Origin of the sequence: Umezawaea sp. Da 62-37, from assembly GCF_032460545.1 — a bacterium.
Taxonomy (GTDB): Bacteria; Actinomycetota; Actinomycetes; order Mycobacteriales; family Pseudonocardiaceae; genus Umezawaea.
The window spans coordinates 8,005,747-8,020,621 of record NZ_CP135965.1 but is presented as its reverse complement, the minus strand read 5'-3'; the positions used below and the strand labels follow the sequence as shown (position 1 = coordinate 8,020,621).

At 70.7% G+C, this 14,875-nt stretch carries 17 protein-coding genes and 1 rRNA gene; 11 read left to right on the top strand and 7 right to left on the bottom strand.

The features are described from left to right. Nucleotides 1–15 precede the first annotated feature (15 nt). On the top strand, nucleotides 16–3,108 hold the full coding sequence (locus RM788_RS37085) for an ATP-binding protein (protein ID WP_315923941.1): 3,093 nt from the start codon (nucleotides 16–18) through the stop codon (nucleotides 3,106–3,108). Here RM788_RS37085 and RM788_RS37080 read toward each other — a convergent pair. Beyond that, nucleotides 3,090–3,902, bottom strand: coding sequence for an ABC transporter permease (locus RM788_RS37080; RefSeq protein WP_315923939.1), 813 nt, complete (start codon nucleotides 3,900–3,902; stop codon nucleotides 3,090–3,092). The genes RM788_RS37085 and RM788_RS37080 overlap by 19 nt on opposite strands. Further along, nucleotides 3,899–4,846, bottom strand: coding sequence for an ATP-binding cassette domain-containing protein (locus RM788_RS37075; protein ID WP_315923937.1), 948 nt, complete (start codon nucleotides 4,844–4,846; stop codon nucleotides 3,899–3,901). Before RM788_RS37075 ends, RM788_RS37080 begins: the two co-directional genes overlap by 4 nt. 184 nt (nucleotides 4,847–5,030) lie before the next feature. Here RM788_RS37075 and RM788_RS37070 point away from each other — a divergent pair, with 184 nt between their 5' ends. The 5 genes from RM788_RS37070 to RM788_RS37050 all read left to right on the top strand — a co-directional run bounded on the left by RM788_RS37070 (nucleotide 5,031) and on the right by RM788_RS37050 (nucleotide 8,614). Further along, nucleotides 5,031–5,420, top strand: coding sequence for a hypothetical protein (locus RM788_RS37070; protein WP_315923935.1), 390 nt, complete (start codon nucleotides 5,031–5,033; stop codon nucleotides 5,418–5,420). A 200-nt stretch (nucleotides 5,421–5,620) separates the two neighbouring features. Then, the gene (locus tag RM788_RS37065) at nucleotides 5,621–5,965 is read left to right on the top strand and encodes a PE domain-containing protein (protein ID WP_315923932.1); all 345 of its coding nucleotides are present in this window, start codon (nucleotides 5,621–5,623) and stop codon (nucleotides 5,963–5,965) included. Further along, nucleotides 5,962–6,552: a DUF3558 domain-containing protein gene (locus RM788_RS37060; RefSeq protein WP_315923930.1), complete on the top strand. Its 591-nt coding sequence runs from the start codon at nucleotides 5,962–5,964 to the stop codon at nucleotides 6,550–6,552. The genes RM788_RS37065 and RM788_RS37060 overlap by 4 nt, the downstream gene beginning before the upstream one ends. A gap of 11 nt (nucleotides 6,553–6,563) precedes the next feature. Beyond that, on the top strand, nucleotides 6,564–7,859 hold the full coding sequence (locus RM788_RS37055; protein WP_315923928.1) for a PPE domain-containing protein: 1,296 nt from the start codon (nucleotides 6,564–6,566) through the stop codon (nucleotides 7,857–7,859). Further along, nucleotides 7,856–8,614, top strand: a complete 759-nt coding sequence (locus RM788_RS37050) for an ESX secretion-associated protein EspG (RefSeq protein WP_315923926.1) — start codon at nucleotides 7,856–7,858, stop codon at nucleotides 8,612–8,614. Before RM788_RS37055 ends, RM788_RS37050 begins: the two co-directional genes overlap by 4 nt. A 119-nt stretch (nucleotides 8,615–8,733) precedes the next feature. Here RM788_RS37050 and RM788_RS37045 read toward each other — a convergent pair whose 3' ends face one another. Beyond that, nucleotides 8,734–9,219 (bottom strand): very short patch repair endonuclease, encoded by a 486-nt coding sequence (locus RM788_RS37045; protein WP_315923924.1) that lies wholly within the window; start codon nucleotides 9,217–9,219, stop codon nucleotides 8,734–8,736. Between the two features lie 99 nt (nucleotides 9,220–9,318). Here RM788_RS37045 and RM788_RS37040 point away from each other — a divergent pair, with 99 nt between their 5' ends. Next, nucleotides 9,319–9,957: a hypothetical protein gene (locus tag RM788_RS37040; RefSeq protein ID WP_315923922.1), complete on the top strand. Its 639-nt coding sequence runs from the start codon at nucleotides 9,319–9,321 to the stop codon at nucleotides 9,955–9,957. 51 nt (nucleotides 9,958–10,008) lie between these two features. Then, complete coding sequence (locus RM788_RS37035) at nucleotides 10,009–11,082, top strand: ImmA/IrrE family metallo-endopeptidase (RefSeq protein WP_315923920.1); 1,074 nt, start codon at nucleotides 10,009–10,011, stop codon at nucleotides 11,080–11,082. A 1-nt stretch (nucleotide 11,083) separates the two neighbouring features. Here RM788_RS37035 and RM788_RS37030 read toward each other — a convergent pair whose 3' ends face one another. Then, nucleotides 11,084–11,620: an IS1096 element passenger TnpR family protein gene (locus RM788_RS37030; RefSeq protein WP_315923918.1), complete on the bottom strand. Its 537-nt coding sequence runs from the start codon at nucleotides 11,618–11,620 to the stop codon at nucleotides 11,084–11,086. Between the two features lie 53 nt (nucleotides 11,621–11,673). Then, a complete protein-coding gene (locus tag RM788_RS37025) occupies nucleotides 11,674–12,180 on the bottom strand; it encodes a DinB family protein (protein WP_315923916.1) in 507 nt (168 codons plus the stop codon). 68 nt (nucleotides 12,181–12,248) lie between these two features. Between RM788_RS37025 and RM788_RS37020 the strand changes: the two genes are divergently transcribed. Beyond that, nucleotides 12,249–12,584 (top strand): nucleotide pyrophosphohydrolase, encoded by a 336-nt coding sequence (locus RM788_RS37020; RefSeq protein ID WP_315923914.1) that lies wholly within the window; start codon nucleotides 12,249–12,251, stop codon nucleotides 12,582–12,584. A gap of 54 nt (nucleotides 12,585–12,638) precedes the next feature. Beyond that, the gene (locus RM788_RS37015; RefSeq protein ID WP_315923912.1) at nucleotides 12,639–13,214 is read left to right on the top strand and encodes an LURP-one-related family protein; all 576 of its coding nucleotides are present in this window, start codon (nucleotides 12,639–12,641) and stop codon (nucleotides 13,212–13,214) included. Here the strand turns inward: RM788_RS37015 and RM788_RS37010 are convergent, their stop codons facing one another. Next, nucleotides 13,215–13,394: a hypothetical protein gene (locus tag RM788_RS37010; protein WP_315923910.1), complete on the bottom strand. Its 180-nt coding sequence runs from the start codon at nucleotides 13,392–13,394 to the stop codon at nucleotides 13,215–13,217. Between the two features lie 127 nt (nucleotides 13,395–13,521). Between RM788_RS37010 and RM788_RS37005 the strand changes: the two genes are divergently transcribed. Next, a complete protein-coding gene (locus RM788_RS37005) occupies nucleotides 13,522–14,463 on the top strand; it encodes an NAD(P)/FAD-dependent oxidoreductase (RefSeq protein ID WP_315923908.1) in 942 nt (313 codons plus the stop codon). Nucleotides 14,464–14,693: 230 nt separating this feature from the next. On the opposite strand, the gene rrf is transcribed toward RM788_RS37005, so the two are convergent. Continuing rightward, a 5S ribosomal RNA gene (rrf, locus tag RM788_RS37000) occupies nucleotides 14,694–14,810 on the bottom strand. Between the last annotated feature and the right edge of the window lie 65 nt (nucleotides 14,811–14,875).

Genomic DNA, 14,875 nt, shown 5'->3' with positions numbered 1-14,875 from the left:
TGGCACAGTTGGGCCGTGCAGGTGAGGATTCTGGGCCCGCTGGAGGTGACCGAGGACGGTGTCCCGGTCGCGATCGGCGGCGCCCGGCTGCGGACGCTGCTGGTGCGGCTGGCCGTCGGCGTCGGCCGGGTGGTGACCGTCGACGAGCTGGCCGACGCGCTGTGGCCGCACGACCTGCCGGTCGACCGGGTCAACTCGGCGCGGTCGCTGGTGGCCAGACTCCGCCGCGCCCTGCCCGACCCCGCGGTGCTGCGGTCGGCACCCGCGGGCTACCGGCTCGACCTGCCCCCGGACGCGGTCGACGCGCACGAGTTCGAACGGCTGGCGCGCTCCCGCGACGACGGCGACCTGCGGGCGGCGTTGGCGCTCTGGCGCGGACGGGCCCTGTCCGACGCGGGCGACGCGGAGTACGCCACCGCCTACGCCGCCCGGCTCGACGAGGCCCGGCTGACCGCGATCGAGGCGTGCGCCGAGGCCGATCTCGCGGCGGGCAGGCACGACGGGCTGGTCGCGGAGCTGGCCGGGCACGCCGCGCGGCACCCGTTGCGCGAACCGCTGCACGCCCTGCTGCTGCGCGCCCTGCACGCCGCCGACCGGCGGTCCGAGGCGCTGGCGGTGTACGAGGACGTGCGGCGCAGGCTGGCCGACGAGCTGGGCACCGACCCGTCCGCCGAACTCCGGCAGGTCCACCGCGCCCTGCTGCGCGCCGACGCCGCACCGACCCGCGGCAACCTCCGCACGGCGCTGACCAGCTTCGTCGGCCGCGAAGACGAGGTCGCGAAGGTCACCTCCCTGCTCACCCGCGACAGGCTGATCACGCTGGTCGGCCCCGGCGGCGCGGGCAAGACCCGGCTGGCGACGACCGCCGCGAACCGGCTGCCCGGCGGCGCGTGGCTCGTGGAACTCGCCCCGGTCACCGACCCGGCCGACGTGCCCGCCGCCGTCCTCGGCGCGCTCGGCGCCCGCGACAAGCGCACGGCGGACCCCGACGCGCCGCGGACCGACAGCACCGGCCGGTTGGTGGACCTGTTGTCCCACAACGACACCCTGATCGTGCTGGACAACTGCGAGCACGTGGTCGACGCCGCCGCCCGGCTCGCCGAGGAGCTGCTCGGCCGGTGCCCGAGGCTGCGCATCCTGGCCACAAGCCGCGAACCGCTCGGCCTGTTCGGCGAGACCCTGCACCCGGTGCCGACGCTGGACGTGCCGAACACGGCGCCGTCGGTCGCGGAGGCCGTCGCGAGCCCGGCGGTCCGGCTGCTCGTCGACCGCGCCGCGGCCGTGCGGCCCGGCTTCGCCGTGGACGAGGGGAACGCGGCCGCCGTCGCGGAGATCTGCCGCAGGCTCGACGGGCTGCCGCTGGCCGTGGAACTGGCGGCCGCGCGGCTGCGGTCGCTGTCGCCCCGCCAGCTGGCCGACCGGCTCGACGACCGGTTCCTGCTGCTCACCGGCGGCAGCCGCACGGCGCTGCCGCGCCACCGGACGCTGAGCGCGGTCGTGGCGTGGAGCTGGGACCTGCTCGACGAGCGGGAGCGGTCGTTCGCCGAACGGCTGGCCGTGTTCCCGGCCGCGATCAGCCTGGACGCCGCCGAACACCTGTGCCCCGGCGAGGCGCTCGACCTGCTCACGGCGTTGGCGGACAAGTCGCTGCTCCAGGTCGTCGACGCCCCGGAGCCGTACTTCCGAATGCTGGAGACGATCAAGGAGTTCGCCTTCGAACGGCTGGTGGAGCACGGGGACGCCGTCGCCGCGCGGCGGGCGCACGCGGCGTACTTCCTCGACTTCGCCGAGACGGCCGAACCGCACCTGCGGGGGTCGGAGCAGGTCGTGTGGCTGTCCAGGCTGCTGGTCGAACGGGACAACCTCGTCGCCGCGCTGCACTTCGCCGCCGACACCGGGGACGCGGACACCGCCGTCCGACTGGGAGCGTCGCTGGGCATGTTCGGCTGGATCCTGGGCTCCACCACCGACACCAGGGGCTGGCTGCGGCTCGCGCTGGACGTGCCCGGCGAGCAACCGGAGCCCGCGCGGACGATCACCGTCGCGCTGCACCTGCTCAACGGCTCCATGTGGAGCGGCGGCAGCGAGCGGGAAGCGCTGATCGCCGAGTTCCGCGAGGCCCTCCAGGCCGTGGACGTCCACTCCTCCCACCCGGTGCTCGCGCTGTTCGAGCCGATGTTCGCGATCGTCACCGACGACGTCGACCTCGGGATCGCCCTGGTCGACCGGCGGCTCGACCACCCGGACCCGTGGACCAGGGCCGCGCTGTGGATGGTGCGCGGGATCGTCCGCGAGAACGACGGCGACATGGAGGGCATGCGGAACGACATGGTGAACGCCGCGACCGGGTTCCGGGCGATCGGCGACCGGTTCGGGCTGTCGCAGTCGCTGTCGTCGCTCGCCGAGGGCCACCTGCTGTTCGGGGAGCACGAGAAAGCGATCGAGGCGATCGAGGAGTCGATCGCGCTGCGCCTGGAACTCCAGCGCGACGACGACGTGTCGCACGACCGGCTCATGCTCGCCAGGGCCCGCGCGCACAACGGCGACCGGTCCCTGGCGCGCGCGGAGTACGAGGCGATCACCAGGGAGGGCGGCCGCGGCCTGGTGTCGGGCCACAGCGTCACGTTCGCGCGCTCGGCGCTCGGCGACATGGACCGCCTCGACGGCGACCTCGAAGGGGCGGAACGGCACTACGCGGCGGCCATGGCGGCGTTGGACGACTCCGTCGCCGTGCCCCCGCAGTTGCAAGCGCTGGTGCTCGCGTCGCAGGCGCACGTGGCGGCGGCCAGGTCCGACGCGCCGACGGCGTGGACGCTGCTGGGGACGGCCGTCGAACAGGCGCTGGCCACCAAGGACATGCCGGTGCTGGGCACGATCGCCGTCGCCGTGGCGGCCGTGCGCGCGCGGCTCGGCGACCACGCCGGGGCCGCGCTGGCGCTCGGTGCCGCCGAGCAGCTGCGCGGCGCGCCGGACGCGCTCAACCCCGACGTGATCGCGCTGGACTCGTCGCTGCGCGAGGAGATGGGCGACGCCGCGTACGGCGCCGCCCACGCCGAGGGCCGCGGTCTCGACCGCGCCGCGGCGATCGATCAGGTGCGACGGCGATAGGCCCCGACCGCCAGCGGCACGAACACCGCGAGGATCCCGACCGACCACACCAGCACCCAGAACACGTGGTCGCCCACCGGCCCGCCGAGCATCAGCGCGCGCGAGGCCTCCATCATGTGCGCCACCGGGTTCACCCCCACCCAGGACTGCAACCAGCCCGGCAGGGTGTCCTTCGGCGCGATCATGCTGGTGCCGAACGTCAGCGGGAACATGATCATGAACGCCGACCCCTGCACCGCTCCGGGCGTCCGCATCAGCATCCCGATCAGGACGATCACCCAGCTCAGGCAGAACGCGAAGAAGATCGTCAGCAGGCACGCCGTGAGCACGGACCCGACACCGGCGTGGAACCGGAAGCCCAGCAGCGACGTGAAGGCCAGCAGCGACACGATCGCGACCACGTACCGGATCAGGTCGCCCGCCACCGACCCGATCAGCGGCGCCGACCGGCCGATCGGGAGGCTGCGGAACCGGTCGAACACCCCCTTGCCGATGTCGGCGTTCAGGTTCACCCCGGTGGCCATCCCGGCGAACATCACCGTCTGCACCATGATCGCGGGCACCAGGAACTCCAGGTACCTGTCGGTGTCGCCGGCGATCGCGCCGCCGAGCAGGAACACGTACACCAGCACGAAGATGATCGGCTGGATCGTCACGTCGAGCAACTGCTCCGGTGTGCGCATGGTCTTGAGGACGCTGCGCCTGGCCAGCGCGAAGCTGTGCCGGACGAGCCCGAACGGCCGGGGCTCGATCCGCACGGGCGCGGTCAGCCGGGATTGCGCGAGCACGGTCATGCCGCCTCCTCCTGGGTGTGATGACCGGTGAGGGTGAAGAAGACCTCGTCGAGGCTGGGCAGCCGCAGCGACAGCTCGGTCACCACGATCCGCTCCCTGGCGAGCCTGCGCACGATCTCGGTGAACGCCGCGTCGCCGTCGACCGGAACCGTCAGCACCCCTCGCGCCGGCGATTCCACCTGCCGGTCCGCGACGGCGCCCGCGATCGCGGAGGCCGTGACCAGATCGGCCGGGTCTGCGGGCCGGATCAGCACGGTCTGGCCGCCGACGATCCGCTTGAGCTCGCCCGGCGTGCCGTTCGCGATGACCTTCCCCTGGTCGATGACGGAGATCGTGTCCGCCAGCGCGTCGGCCTCCTCCAGGTACTGCGTGGTCAGCAGCACCGTGACGCCGTCCTCCGCGAGCGCGCGCACCATCGCCCACACGTCCTCCCGCTTGCCGGGGTCCAGGCCCGTCGTCGGCTCGTCGAGGTAGATCACCTCCGGCCGCCCCACCAGGCTCGCGGCCAGGTCCAGCCGCCTGCGCATACCGCCCGAGTAGGTCTTCACCTGCTTGCCCGCCGCCTCCGTCAACCCGAACCCGGCCAGCAGCTCCACCGCCCGCGCCTTCGCCTCGGACGCCCGCAGGTCCAGCAATTGCCCGATCAGCACCAGGTTCTGCGTCCCCGTGAGGTCCTCGTCGACCGACGCGTACTGCCCCGTCAACCCGATCAGCCGCCGCACCTTCGCCGCGTCCTTGACCACGTCCAGACCGCCCACGGTCGCCCGCCCCGCGTCCGGCCTCAGCAACGTCGCCAGGATCCGCACGGCGGTCGTCTTCCCAGCCCCGTTCGGCCCGAGGACCCCCAACACGCTCCCCTGCTCGGCGGCCAGGTCGATCCCCGCCAACGCCGTCGTCTTCCCGTACCGCTTGACCAGGCCGTCGGCCTCGAAAGCCAATGGCATGACGCTCCCCCTCGTGACTCATGTGGACTGGACGAGATCCTGCCCACCGGCCATGCCAGACCCGGCACACCGCCGTGTCACGCCATGTCAGGGGGAAAAAATCCACACGATGGTGTGACAACTCTTCAGTAGGTCCATTCGCGTCCTACGTTTTCGGCGAGCAGCACGGCACACCGGAGGAAACGTGGACACGGCGACAACGACAGCGATCCAGGACGAGGTGGCCGAACGCCTCGTGTTCGCCAACGGCCTCCTCAACGCCGCCACCATGCCCGGCAGCATCTGGCCCAGAAGCTGCGTCTGGCTCCTCCGCACCGCCTTGGAACACGCCGTTTCCGCCGTCCTCCGCTCCCACGACGAACCCGATGTCTCCCCCACCGCCGACCTGCTGGCCCTGCCGCTGTACGTGGACAACGGCCTGGCAGGCACCACAACCCGGCTGTGGGAAGCGCTGACACGCGTGGCGAACCACCAGGACTACGAATCGGCGCCCACGGCGGCGGAACTGCGGAAGTGGCACTCGGAGGCTGTTCGAACCACCAGTGCGTTGTTCGCGGAACTCGACGCCGAATAGCGATTCACCTTTTCCGCAGATGTGCGGAAGGTATTTGATCGACCCTCACTTCGGCAGTCATCCATTCGGGTGACCATTCGCACTGATCAATCCCATTCCCCGCTCGAAGCGACAACCTCCTCCACTACTCTCCGAATCCGGAGTCCGACCACGCCCGGCAACCGCGGGGTCGCGGAGGGTGTGCGGTGAGGGGGAGTGACATGTCGACGCCAGAGGCGGGCAGCGCGACGATGCGGGTGGATCCCGCGGAGGTGGTGCGCCTCAAGACCAGGCTGGAAGCGGTCCGGGCGACCGTCTCGGACTTCGTCCTCGCCAACAGCCACGCGCTTGCCGCCGTCCCGTTCGCCGAGGACGTCGTGTCCCAGGAAGCCTCTCAGGACTTCACCGAGAACGCGGGCCAGGCCATCGACGTGACCCGGCAGTTCATCGATCAGCTGAACCTCACGATCGAAGGTCTCCAAGGTGCTGTCGACACCTACAACCTGGCGGACGACACCCACGCCATGACGATGCGGAACCTGGGCAGCGGAATCGGGCAGTCATGAGCAGGCACTTGGGGGTAGCGGCCGCACTGCTGCTCCTCACGGCCTGCGGGACCTCCGAGACCGGCACCGCCGAACCCGTGGCGTCTGCAAGCGGGGCAAGCGCGGTGCCGTCCGCGTCGTCATCCGCATCGCCTTCGACGAACCCGTCTTCCGACAGGCCGAAGGAGATCAGGATCGACGGCAAGAACCCGTGCGACTTGATGACCTCGCAGGACGCCGCCGCGATCGCCGTGACCACGGCGTCGCGGCAGAACGTGGACCAGACGTTCAAGTCGCCCAACTGCACGTTCGAGGCGACCGGCGCGTTCTGGAACATCACCACGGTGGTGACCGAGGGTTTCGAGGTCTGGACCGGCGGCAAGCGGCAGGGACAACCGACCACGATCGAACCGGTCGGCGGGTTCCCCGCGATCACGGTCACCCGCCCCGGTGACGAAGCGCGGTGCGATGTGGCGGTCGACGTGGCGAACGGGCAGTACCTGTTCACCGGGTTCGAAGTCAGCAAGAGCTTCGCGGACCGCTTCCCGAAGCCGTGCGACGGTGCCAGGACGGTCGCCGAGGCGGCTATGCGGAATCTGACGAAGTAAGGGGGATCGTCATGCCGGTGGGGAATCACAACTTCGACGCGCAGTCGCACGGACAGCTCTACGACAGGATCCACAACGGCGCCGACGCGGGCGCGGCTCAGGCCACCAACGACGCCTGGCTGAACTTCCGGGCCGTCATGGCGAACGCGAAGGCGAACGTGGATTCGGCGCTGCAGGACGCGAAGGTGTCGTGGACGGGGGCGGCGAGCGACTCGTTCGGCGGCGGGATGGCGCCGTTGGTGCAGTGGGCGGAGAACGCCCGCGCGGCCGGTGTGGACAGCCACAACGCGTTCCAGACCCAGCAGTCGTACTACACGGGCACTCGGGAACGCATGCCCGCGCCCGTGCAGGTGTCGTCGACGGCGAACGACGACTTCTTCGGCATCCCGGCCGCGATGACGCACCTGGTCGGCGGGCAGACCGACCAGGACGTCGAGGAGCAGAAGGCGCTCGAGGCCAAGCGCGAGGCCGTGCGGATCATGACCGGCTACCAGGGCGGTGCGGCGGAGGCCGTGTCGCGCGTGGGCATGTTCACGCCGCCGCCCACCGTGACCGTCGACGTGCCCGCACCCCGTGTGGAGCAGTCCCTCGAACAACGGCAGTACTCGCAGGAGTTCAGCGCGCGTTTCGGTGCGGGCGAAACGAGTTCCTCGACCGCTCCGGCCATGGCGGCGCAATCCCCGTCGCAGTCGAGCACGGCGGCACCGCCGCCGGGATCGGCTCCTCAGGCCAGCGGTTCCACGCCGCCGCAGGGCGCCCAGGACTCCACGCGCCTGTCCGGTTCGATCGCGCCGCCCGTGGCGCACCCGTCACCGGTGACAACCCCGAGCACCACGCCCGTTCCGCACCCCAACGCCGTGCACGCGGTGGGGATGCCCGGTGGCGTCCCGCGTCGCGATGCGCCCGGCGGAACGTCGGCGGGCGGTCGAGGTGGTGGCGGCGCGGGTGCCGGTTCCGGTGGCCGCGGCGGCACGGGATCGCCTGGAGCGTCGGGGTTCGGCGGTTCGACCGCGTCCGGCCGACCGGGCCAACCCGACCAGGCTGACCGGTCGGGTCCGCAGGCCGGCCGTGGCACGTCGTCGGGTATCACGACGACCGAACCGCACGCCGGGTTCCGGCCGGGTTTCGCGGGCGCCAAGGGGGCAGCGGGCACGGCGGGCATGGGCATGGGCGGTGTCCCCCAAGGCGCGCGGGACGAGGAGGACGGGGAGCACAAGGCCGCCGAGTACCTCCAGGAACTCGACGACGTGTGGGGCGAGAACGACGTCCTGGTCGCTCCCCCGGTGATCGGGGACGACCAGCGGTGAGCCGATTCGTGTTGTCCCGCTTGGAGTACGACCTGTGCTGGGAACACCTGCGGCTCGGCGAGCAGCCGACGGCCCTGGCGATCCCCGGTCACGGCGGGACGATGGACGAGCGCCGGGAACTGCTCCACCACGCCTGGCGCGCGTTGGGCGAGCGGGGTCTCACCGACCGCGGCGACCTGGATCCCGTGCTCGCGGAACGGCTGCGGATCCTGTCCCGACCAGAACTCGAACTCGACGCGCGGCTGCGCCTGGACCAGCACGGCCCGCGCACACGGGCGATGGGCGCGAGCCACGACGGGACCGCGGTCGTCGCGGTGCTCACCCCCGACCACCTGGTCCTGGACCCGGTGGACCCGACCAGGCTCGCGGACGCGCTCGTGGGCCTCCTGCCCGCCGCCCCGCTCCCCAGGTCGCGATCGATCACGATGCCCGGCGAACTGCTGGACCGCGCGGCGGCCTCCCCCGCCCGGATGGAGCACGTGCTGCGCGAAGGCAGGCTCACCGCGCAGGACGCCCGGCAGGTCTGCTCGGTGCTGGGCAGCGTCGTGGCGATGGGCCAGTTCGGTGCCGCACACCGCCGCCACCACCAGGGCCACCCAGGTCCACGACGGCGCGCCTCCTACGTCGTGTCGTTCTACGACACCCCCGAGGGCCGCTGGCAGTTCACCCGCCGCCGCGGCTGGGCGACCCTGGCACCCGCCGACCACCCCCGGCTGACCTCCGCGGTCACCGAACTGCTCGCGGACACCACCTGATGACCACCACCCCCACGAGGACCGCGCACCGCCGGGGCCTGCTCGCACTGGTCCTGATCTTCAGCAGCGGCGGGCTCCTCCGCCTGGTCTTCGGTGGCTAGGGACTGAGCACCCACGGGTCAACCGGCTTGGGCCCGGAGGTGTGCGACCCGTTTTCGACGAGGCCTGGCCACCCCCATGCTGAGCGAAGCAAGGCAATCCGCCGCGGTTTCCGGGTCCTCGTGCTCCCACACCCTGACGACCAGCCAACCCGCCGCCGCGAGCTGGACGTCGGTGTCGCGATCGCGCAGCACCACGCCACGCAGCTTCAGGCGCCACCACGACCGGTTCGCCTTGGGCAGGTGGGCGTGTTCGGGGCACGAGTGCCAGAAGCAGCCGTCGACGAACAGCGCGATCCGCGGGCCGCGCAGCAGGACGTCGACCCTGCGGCGGCGGTTGGTACCGGATGGCGCCCTGTCGACCACGAAGCGCAGTCCGCGCCGGTGCAGCGCCCTTCGCAGGGCGAGTTCCGGTCCGGTTCCGGTGCGCTTGGTGCGCCTCATGACCTTGGCGGTCGCCCACGAACTCGGCATGGGTGGCGGACCGCAGTCGACGTACTTGTACACGTCGACAACATCCCATCGACCACCGACATCCGCCGTCGACCAGGGGACCGGGTGGCCGACCGCCGAAAACTGTCGTACCCCCTGGTTACCGTGGAAAGCATGACGGAGATCCTGTTCCACCCGGCGACGCCGATGCCGGGTCCTGAGGCGCGGCTGGCGGAGCTCGACCTGCGGGTCGAGTACCTGGACCAGGCGATCTGGGCGGGGGTGAACGCGCGTACGTCGGCGCCTGCCCTTGGGCCCACCAACGGTCCTGGGTTGCTTGATTGGATCCATCGGGTGGGGCGGTTGAGGGAGGTGCTGGTCGAGCGGGGGTGGACTCGGTACGACAAGTGGAACGCGGGGTTGGTGAGGCATCCGGACAAGCCGATCGTGCTGGGGGCGTTGCAGGGGAATCGGCACACCGGTGACGAGGCCGCGAAGTTGCGCAGCGACTACACGAAGGGGCCTGCGATCACGGGGATGACGCAGGACAACGATCACGACCAGTTCAGCCTGTTCGCGGATTTCGAGCGCAACGGCGGGTTGAAGCTGTGGTTCCTGGTGACGTTCCCGACGGTGCGGGACGGGCGGTTGGTGGTGTTGCGGGAGGTGTCGCAGCCGGAGCCGACGCCGCAGGGGCAGGTGATCGACCACTGGGCGCACCGGATCGTGTTGCCCCCGTACGACTTCGGGCCGGTGGTGGAGTCCGGTGAGGACGGAGCCGTGGAGGTGGACTTCCCGGTGGCGTTGCGATGATCGAACCCCGTCTGGCGGCTCCGCGGGAGGAGGTACCAGAATGGCGGGATCATGCTCACTCCCTCCCGGCTCGCCCTGGCGCGCAGGCGGCGTGGTCTGAGCGCGGGTGGGTTGGCGCGGGCTGTCGGGATGAGTGCCGGCAGCGTTGGCGACTACGAGCGCGGGCGGCGGCAGCCGGACGCGCGGCGGACGGCCGTGCTGGCGGAGGCGTTGGGGTTTCCGGTGGGCTTCCTGGAAGCGCCGGACGAGGACGAGTTGCCCGCGGAGGCGGTGGCGTTCCGGGCGGCAGGGCGGGTTCCTGCTGTGAGGCGGGACGCCGCGGTGGCCGCGGGGCGGTTGGCGATCGGGGTGAACCGGTGGCTGGAGCGGACGTTCTCGGTGCCCGCGCCGGACGTGCCGACGTTGGAGCACCCGGATCCGGAGACGGCCGCGGAGATGGTGCGGGCGCGCTGGGGGCTGGGTGCCGGGGTAGCGCCGAACATGGTGCACCTGTTGGAGGCGCACGGGGTCCGGGTGTTCTCGTTGCCCGTGGACTGCGCCGAGGTGGACGCGTTCTCGTTCCGGCACGCGGGCACGCCGTACGTGTTCCTGAACCCGACGACGTCGGCCGAGCGCGGGCGGTTCGACGCGGCGCATGAGCTGGGGCACCTGGTGCTGCACGCGAACAGTCGGCCCGCGGACGCGGAGAAGCAGGCGAACGCGTTCGCGGGGGCGTTCCTGATGCCGAGGGCCGGAGTGTTGGCCTCGGTGCCGCGAGGGCCGGTGACCGGGCAGGTGCTGGATCACCGGGCGCACTGGCGGGTGTCGGCGTTGGCGTTGACCTACCGGTTGCGGGACCTGGGGTTGCTGTCCGCCGAGCAGTACGGCGTGGTGTGCGCGGAGTTGAGCAGGCGCGGGTTCCGGGTCGCGGAGCCGGACGGCATCACGGCCCGCGAGGGGTCGTTGTTGCTGGCGAAGGTGTTCCGGGCGCTGCGCGAGCGCGGTACGACGCCGCAGCAGGTCGCGCGGGAGCTGCTGCTGGACGGCGCCGAGTTGGACAGCCTGCTGTTCGGGCTCGTCGTCACGGTGCTGCCGGGGGCTCGGCGAACCAGCACGCCGCAGGGCCGGCTGTCGTTGGTGCGCTGACTCACCTGCGCCGCTTGCCCCACAGCGGCAGGATGGGCGGCAGGTCGCTGAGCAGCGGCTTGGGCGCCTTGGGGGCGACGTCATCGTCGTCGTCCCAGTGCCGCCCGTACTGGTCGGGCAATTCGCCCCAACCCCAGTAGGGCGCGGGGCCGTCCGGGACGAAACCGAGCTGCTCCAACGGGTCCACGCGGTCGGCGCCGACGGTGCACAGGTGCGCCCACTCGTCGCCGAAGTCGAAGACGTATGCGAACTGGTCGCCGGACTTCAGCTTGCCCAGCTTCGTCTTCCCGCTGTCGATGGTGCCCTCGGGCTCGTCGCCGTCCCAAAGGTTCAGCGCGCTGATGCAGGCGCCGCCGAAGAGGGTGAACATGTGCATGTGCGCGAGGTCCCACCGGGCGAACGCGACGTCCACGGCCCGTGCCAGCTGGGCGAACGAGTGCGAGCGGGACACCACGAAGTCGCGGCCCGGACGAGGCCAGAACTGCTCGCCGCGACCTGCGACGAGCTCCACGCGAATCGACAGCCAGGTACGTGCCACGGCGACAAGATAGTGGATCTCGAACGGGTTGTTGTCCGTTCACCGAGGAGTGCTCACTCGCCCGTCGCGCCGTCGAGCCGTTCCCGCAGGAGGTCGGCGTGGCCGTTGTGCCGGGCGTACTCCTCGAACAGGTGCAGCATGATCCAGCGCAGCGAGACGTCGTCGCCGTTGCCCCGCTTGCCGAGGAAGTCGAGCGAGTCGACGCCCGCCACGATGTCCCTGGACTCCGCGCAGGCGGCGCGCCACGTGGCGAACGCTTCCGCCACGTCAGCCGTGTCGACGTCGTCGAAATCACCGTCGGGGTTGTCCGGAAAGCAGTAGAGCGGAGGCAGGTCCCGGTGGGCGACCCGGTTGCCGAGCCAGCCGCGCTCCACCTCGGTCAGGTGCCGCACCAGGCCGAGCAGGGACATCGGCGACGGCGGCACGGCACGGGTCCTGAGCTGCTCGTCGGACAGACCCGCGCACTTCAGGGCGAGGGTGTCGCGGTGGTAGTCGAGGAACGCGGACAGGCTCGCGCGCTCGTCGGCTTCCAGGGGCGGGTCCGTGCGCTCGTCGCTCATCGCCACATCCTCCCGTCTCCGGACCGGCCGGGGCAGCGGTTTTCCGCGGTGTGGTAGCTCTGGCACGCATGAACACCCTCGAAGAACTGCGCGACGCGCTGCGCCGATTCGCGGCGGCACGCGATTGGGACACCTACCACACGCCGAAGAACCTGGTCATGGCCTTGTCCGGTGAGGTGGGCGAGCTGACCGACCTGTTCCAGTGGCTGACGCCCGACGAGGCCGCGCGGGCCATGGAGGACCCGGAACTCGCGTGGAACGTCCGCGACGAGCTGGCCGACGTCGTGCACTACCTGGTCCGACTGGCCGACAAACTCGACGTCGACCTGGTGGAAGCGGCGTTCGCGAAGATGGAGCGCAACGAGAAGAGGTTCCCCACCGGAGACCTTCGCCCGGTCGAGTGACATGCTCTTCGCTCACACGGACCAACGCAGGGGGAAATCTTGGACCCGCAAGCGATGAACAGGCTCCACATGCACCAGAAGGTCACCCTGATGGTGAACCGGTACGAGATCTTCGCGGACGACGGCGCGGGTGAGCCGGGGGCTCTCGTCGCGTTCGTCGAGCAGAAGCGGATGGCGTTCAAGGAGCAGGTCACGATCTACACGGACTCGTCGAAGGCCGTGGTGCTGGCCGGGTTCAAGGCCCGCAAGGTCATCGACCTGGCCAGCGGCTACGACGTGCTCGACGGGAACGGCCAGCCGATCGGCTTCTTCCGCAAGGACTTCGGCAAGTCGCTGATCAACTCGACGTGGCACCTCGACCAGCCCGGCGCGGCCACGGCCACCGGTCGGGAGCGCAGCCAGGGCGTCGCGATCTTCCGCAGGATCTGGAACTTCATCCCGTTCATCGAGAACTTCCCGTTCCCGATGCGGTACCACTTCGACTTCGCGCGGGGTGGGCAGCCGGTCTTCAACGTCGACAAGAAGACGTGGCTGCGGGACCACTACCTCCTCGAGATCAAGGACCCCTACATCGACCGCCGCGTCGTGATCGCGCAGGCCGTCGCGGTGGACGCGCTCCAGTCCCGCTGATCAGACGTAGGTGAGGACCAGCAGGACCAGCGCCACCAGCAGGACCACACCGAAGAACGCGGCCAGGGCGGTGGGCGGGGCAGGTGCTCTCTCCCGAGCGTGCTTGCCCCGTTTCCTCTGGCGCGTTCCCGGTTTCCGCATGTCGCGCCACCACACCGGTACCTCCAGGTCGACGTTCATGGAGGTCACGTTAGGCAGCCCGGCTCGACATGCCACCGGGGATCACCCGCTCGCAGCAGACTCCTTGCCCGGTCGGCCCCCCGGTCCGATTCGGTCGTGACGCAGCGCCACTCGTAGGGTGTCGGGTGTGGCCGTCGTCGTGGTGGGAGCGGGAATCGCGGGTCTCGCCTGCGCAAGGGCGTTGACCGAGGCCGGTGTCGCGGTCCGGGTGCTCGAACGCGGCCGGGTGTGCGGTGGCAGGTTGGCGACCAAGCGGTACGACGGTCGGCGCACCGACATCGGCGCCGCCTACTTCACCGCCCAGGACGACGGCTTCGCGGCACTGGCCGGGAGGTGGCGGGACGTGGGCCTGGTCCGCGAGTGGACCGACACCCTGTCCGTGCTGGATCCCGAGGGCGCGCACAAGACCACCGGCCCCATGCGCTGGGCCGCTCCCGGCGGACTGCGCTCACTTGCCGAGGACCTCGCGTCCGGCATGGACGTGACCACCGGTCACGGCGTCGAGTGGATCGAGCCCGGCCTCAAGGTCGACGGTGTCGACGCGGACGCCGTCGTGCTCGCCATGCCGGGCCCGCAGGCCCTGCGCATCCTGCACCCCGACTTCACCGGCGCCCGACTGGCCGTGGAGAACCAGGTGTGGCTGCCGTCCTTGGCCGTCACCCTCGTGTTCCCGACCCGCGACTGGTCCGACTTCCACGGCGCTTTCGTGAACGACCACCCGGTCCTGCAGACTGTGTTCGACGACGGCGAACGACGCGGTGACGGCGCCCCGGTCCTGGTCGCCTACACCACCGCCGAATTCGCCGAGCAGTACGTCGCCGATCCCTCCGCGGCCGCCGACGAGGTCGAAGCCGCGGTCCGGACGGTGCTGAGCCTGACCGACCACGTCATCACGTCGCATGTGCATCGGTGGACCTACGCGCGGCCTTCTCAGGCGGGGCGGTCGTCGTACTACTTGGACGAGCAGGGAATCGGCATCGCGGGCGACGCCTGGGGCAGCCCGCGGGTCGAAACCGCCTGGGTTTCCGGAACCGCTTTGGGTCAGGCCCTTGTCGCTCGCTTGTCGTGAACAAGTCTCACGTGATCAAAAACTGTCGGACCCCCTGAGTAGGTTGTGAATCGGGGGGTCTTCACGAACGGGGGACCCCTGCTCAGCCCGGTCTTTTTCCCTGTTCCGCGGTCCGGATCGAGGGGTTCAGGGTGTCCGGACGTTCGACACGGGGTGTCTGGAGGTTCGACTCGCGAACGTGAAAAGCCCTCAGGGGGAGCACCAGTGGTGCTCCCCCTGAGGGAATGATTGTCCCGCGGTGACCTACTCTCCCACACCGTCACCAGTGCAGTACCATCGGCGCAGGAGGGCTTAACTACCGGGTTCGGAATGGGACCGGGTGTTTCCCCTCCGCCATGACCGCGGAAACACTATGAAATTACCAACCCGTAGGCACACAACCCCAACCAGCATGCTGGTGGGACCGTGTGGT

Excerpts from the sequence above, each read along its gene's own strand:
- RM788_RS37080 (WP_315923939.1), bottom strand. The coding sequence starts at position 3,902 with ATGACCGTGCTCGCGCAATCCCGGCTGACCGCGCCCGTGCGGATCGAG.
- RM788_RS37075 (WP_315923937.1), bottom strand. The coding sequence starts at position 4,846 with ATGCCATTGGCTTTCGAGGCCGACGGCCTGGTCAAGCGGTACGGGAAG.
- RM788_RS37065 (WP_315923932.1), top strand. The coding sequence starts at position 5,621 with ATGTCGACGCCAGAGGCGGGCAGCGCGACGATGCGGGTGGATCCCGCG.
- RM788_RS37060 (WP_315923930.1), top strand. The coding sequence starts at position 5,962 with ATGAGCAGGCACTTGGGGGTAGCGGCCGCACTGCTGCTCCTCACGGCC.
- RM788_RS37055 (WP_315923928.1), top strand. The coding sequence starts at position 6,564 with ATGCCGGTGGGGAATCACAACTTCGACGCGCAGTCGCACGGACAGCTC.
- RM788_RS37040 (WP_315923922.1), top strand. The coding sequence starts at position 9,319 with ATGACGGAGATCCTGTTCCACCCGGCGACGCCGATGCCGGGTCCTGAG.
- RM788_RS37035 (WP_315923920.1), top strand. The coding sequence starts at position 10,009 with ATGCTCACTCCCTCCCGGCTCGCCCTGGCGCGCAGGCGGCGTGGTCTG.
- RM788_RS37025 (WP_315923916.1), bottom strand. The coding sequence starts at position 12,180 with ATGAGCGACGAGCGCACGGACCCGCCCCTGGAAGCCGACGAGCGCGCG.
- RM788_RS37020 (WP_315923914.1), top strand. The coding sequence starts at position 12,249 with ATGAACACCCTCGAAGAACTGCGCGACGCGCTGCGCCGATTCGCGGCG.
- RM788_RS37015 (WP_315923912.1), top strand. The coding sequence starts at position 12,639 with ATGAACAGGCTCCACATGCACCAGAAGGTCACCCTGATGGTGAACCGG.
- RM788_RS37010 (WP_315923910.1), bottom strand. The coding sequence starts at position 13,394 with ATGAACGTCGACCTGGAGGTACCGGTGTGGTGGCGCGACATGCGGAAA.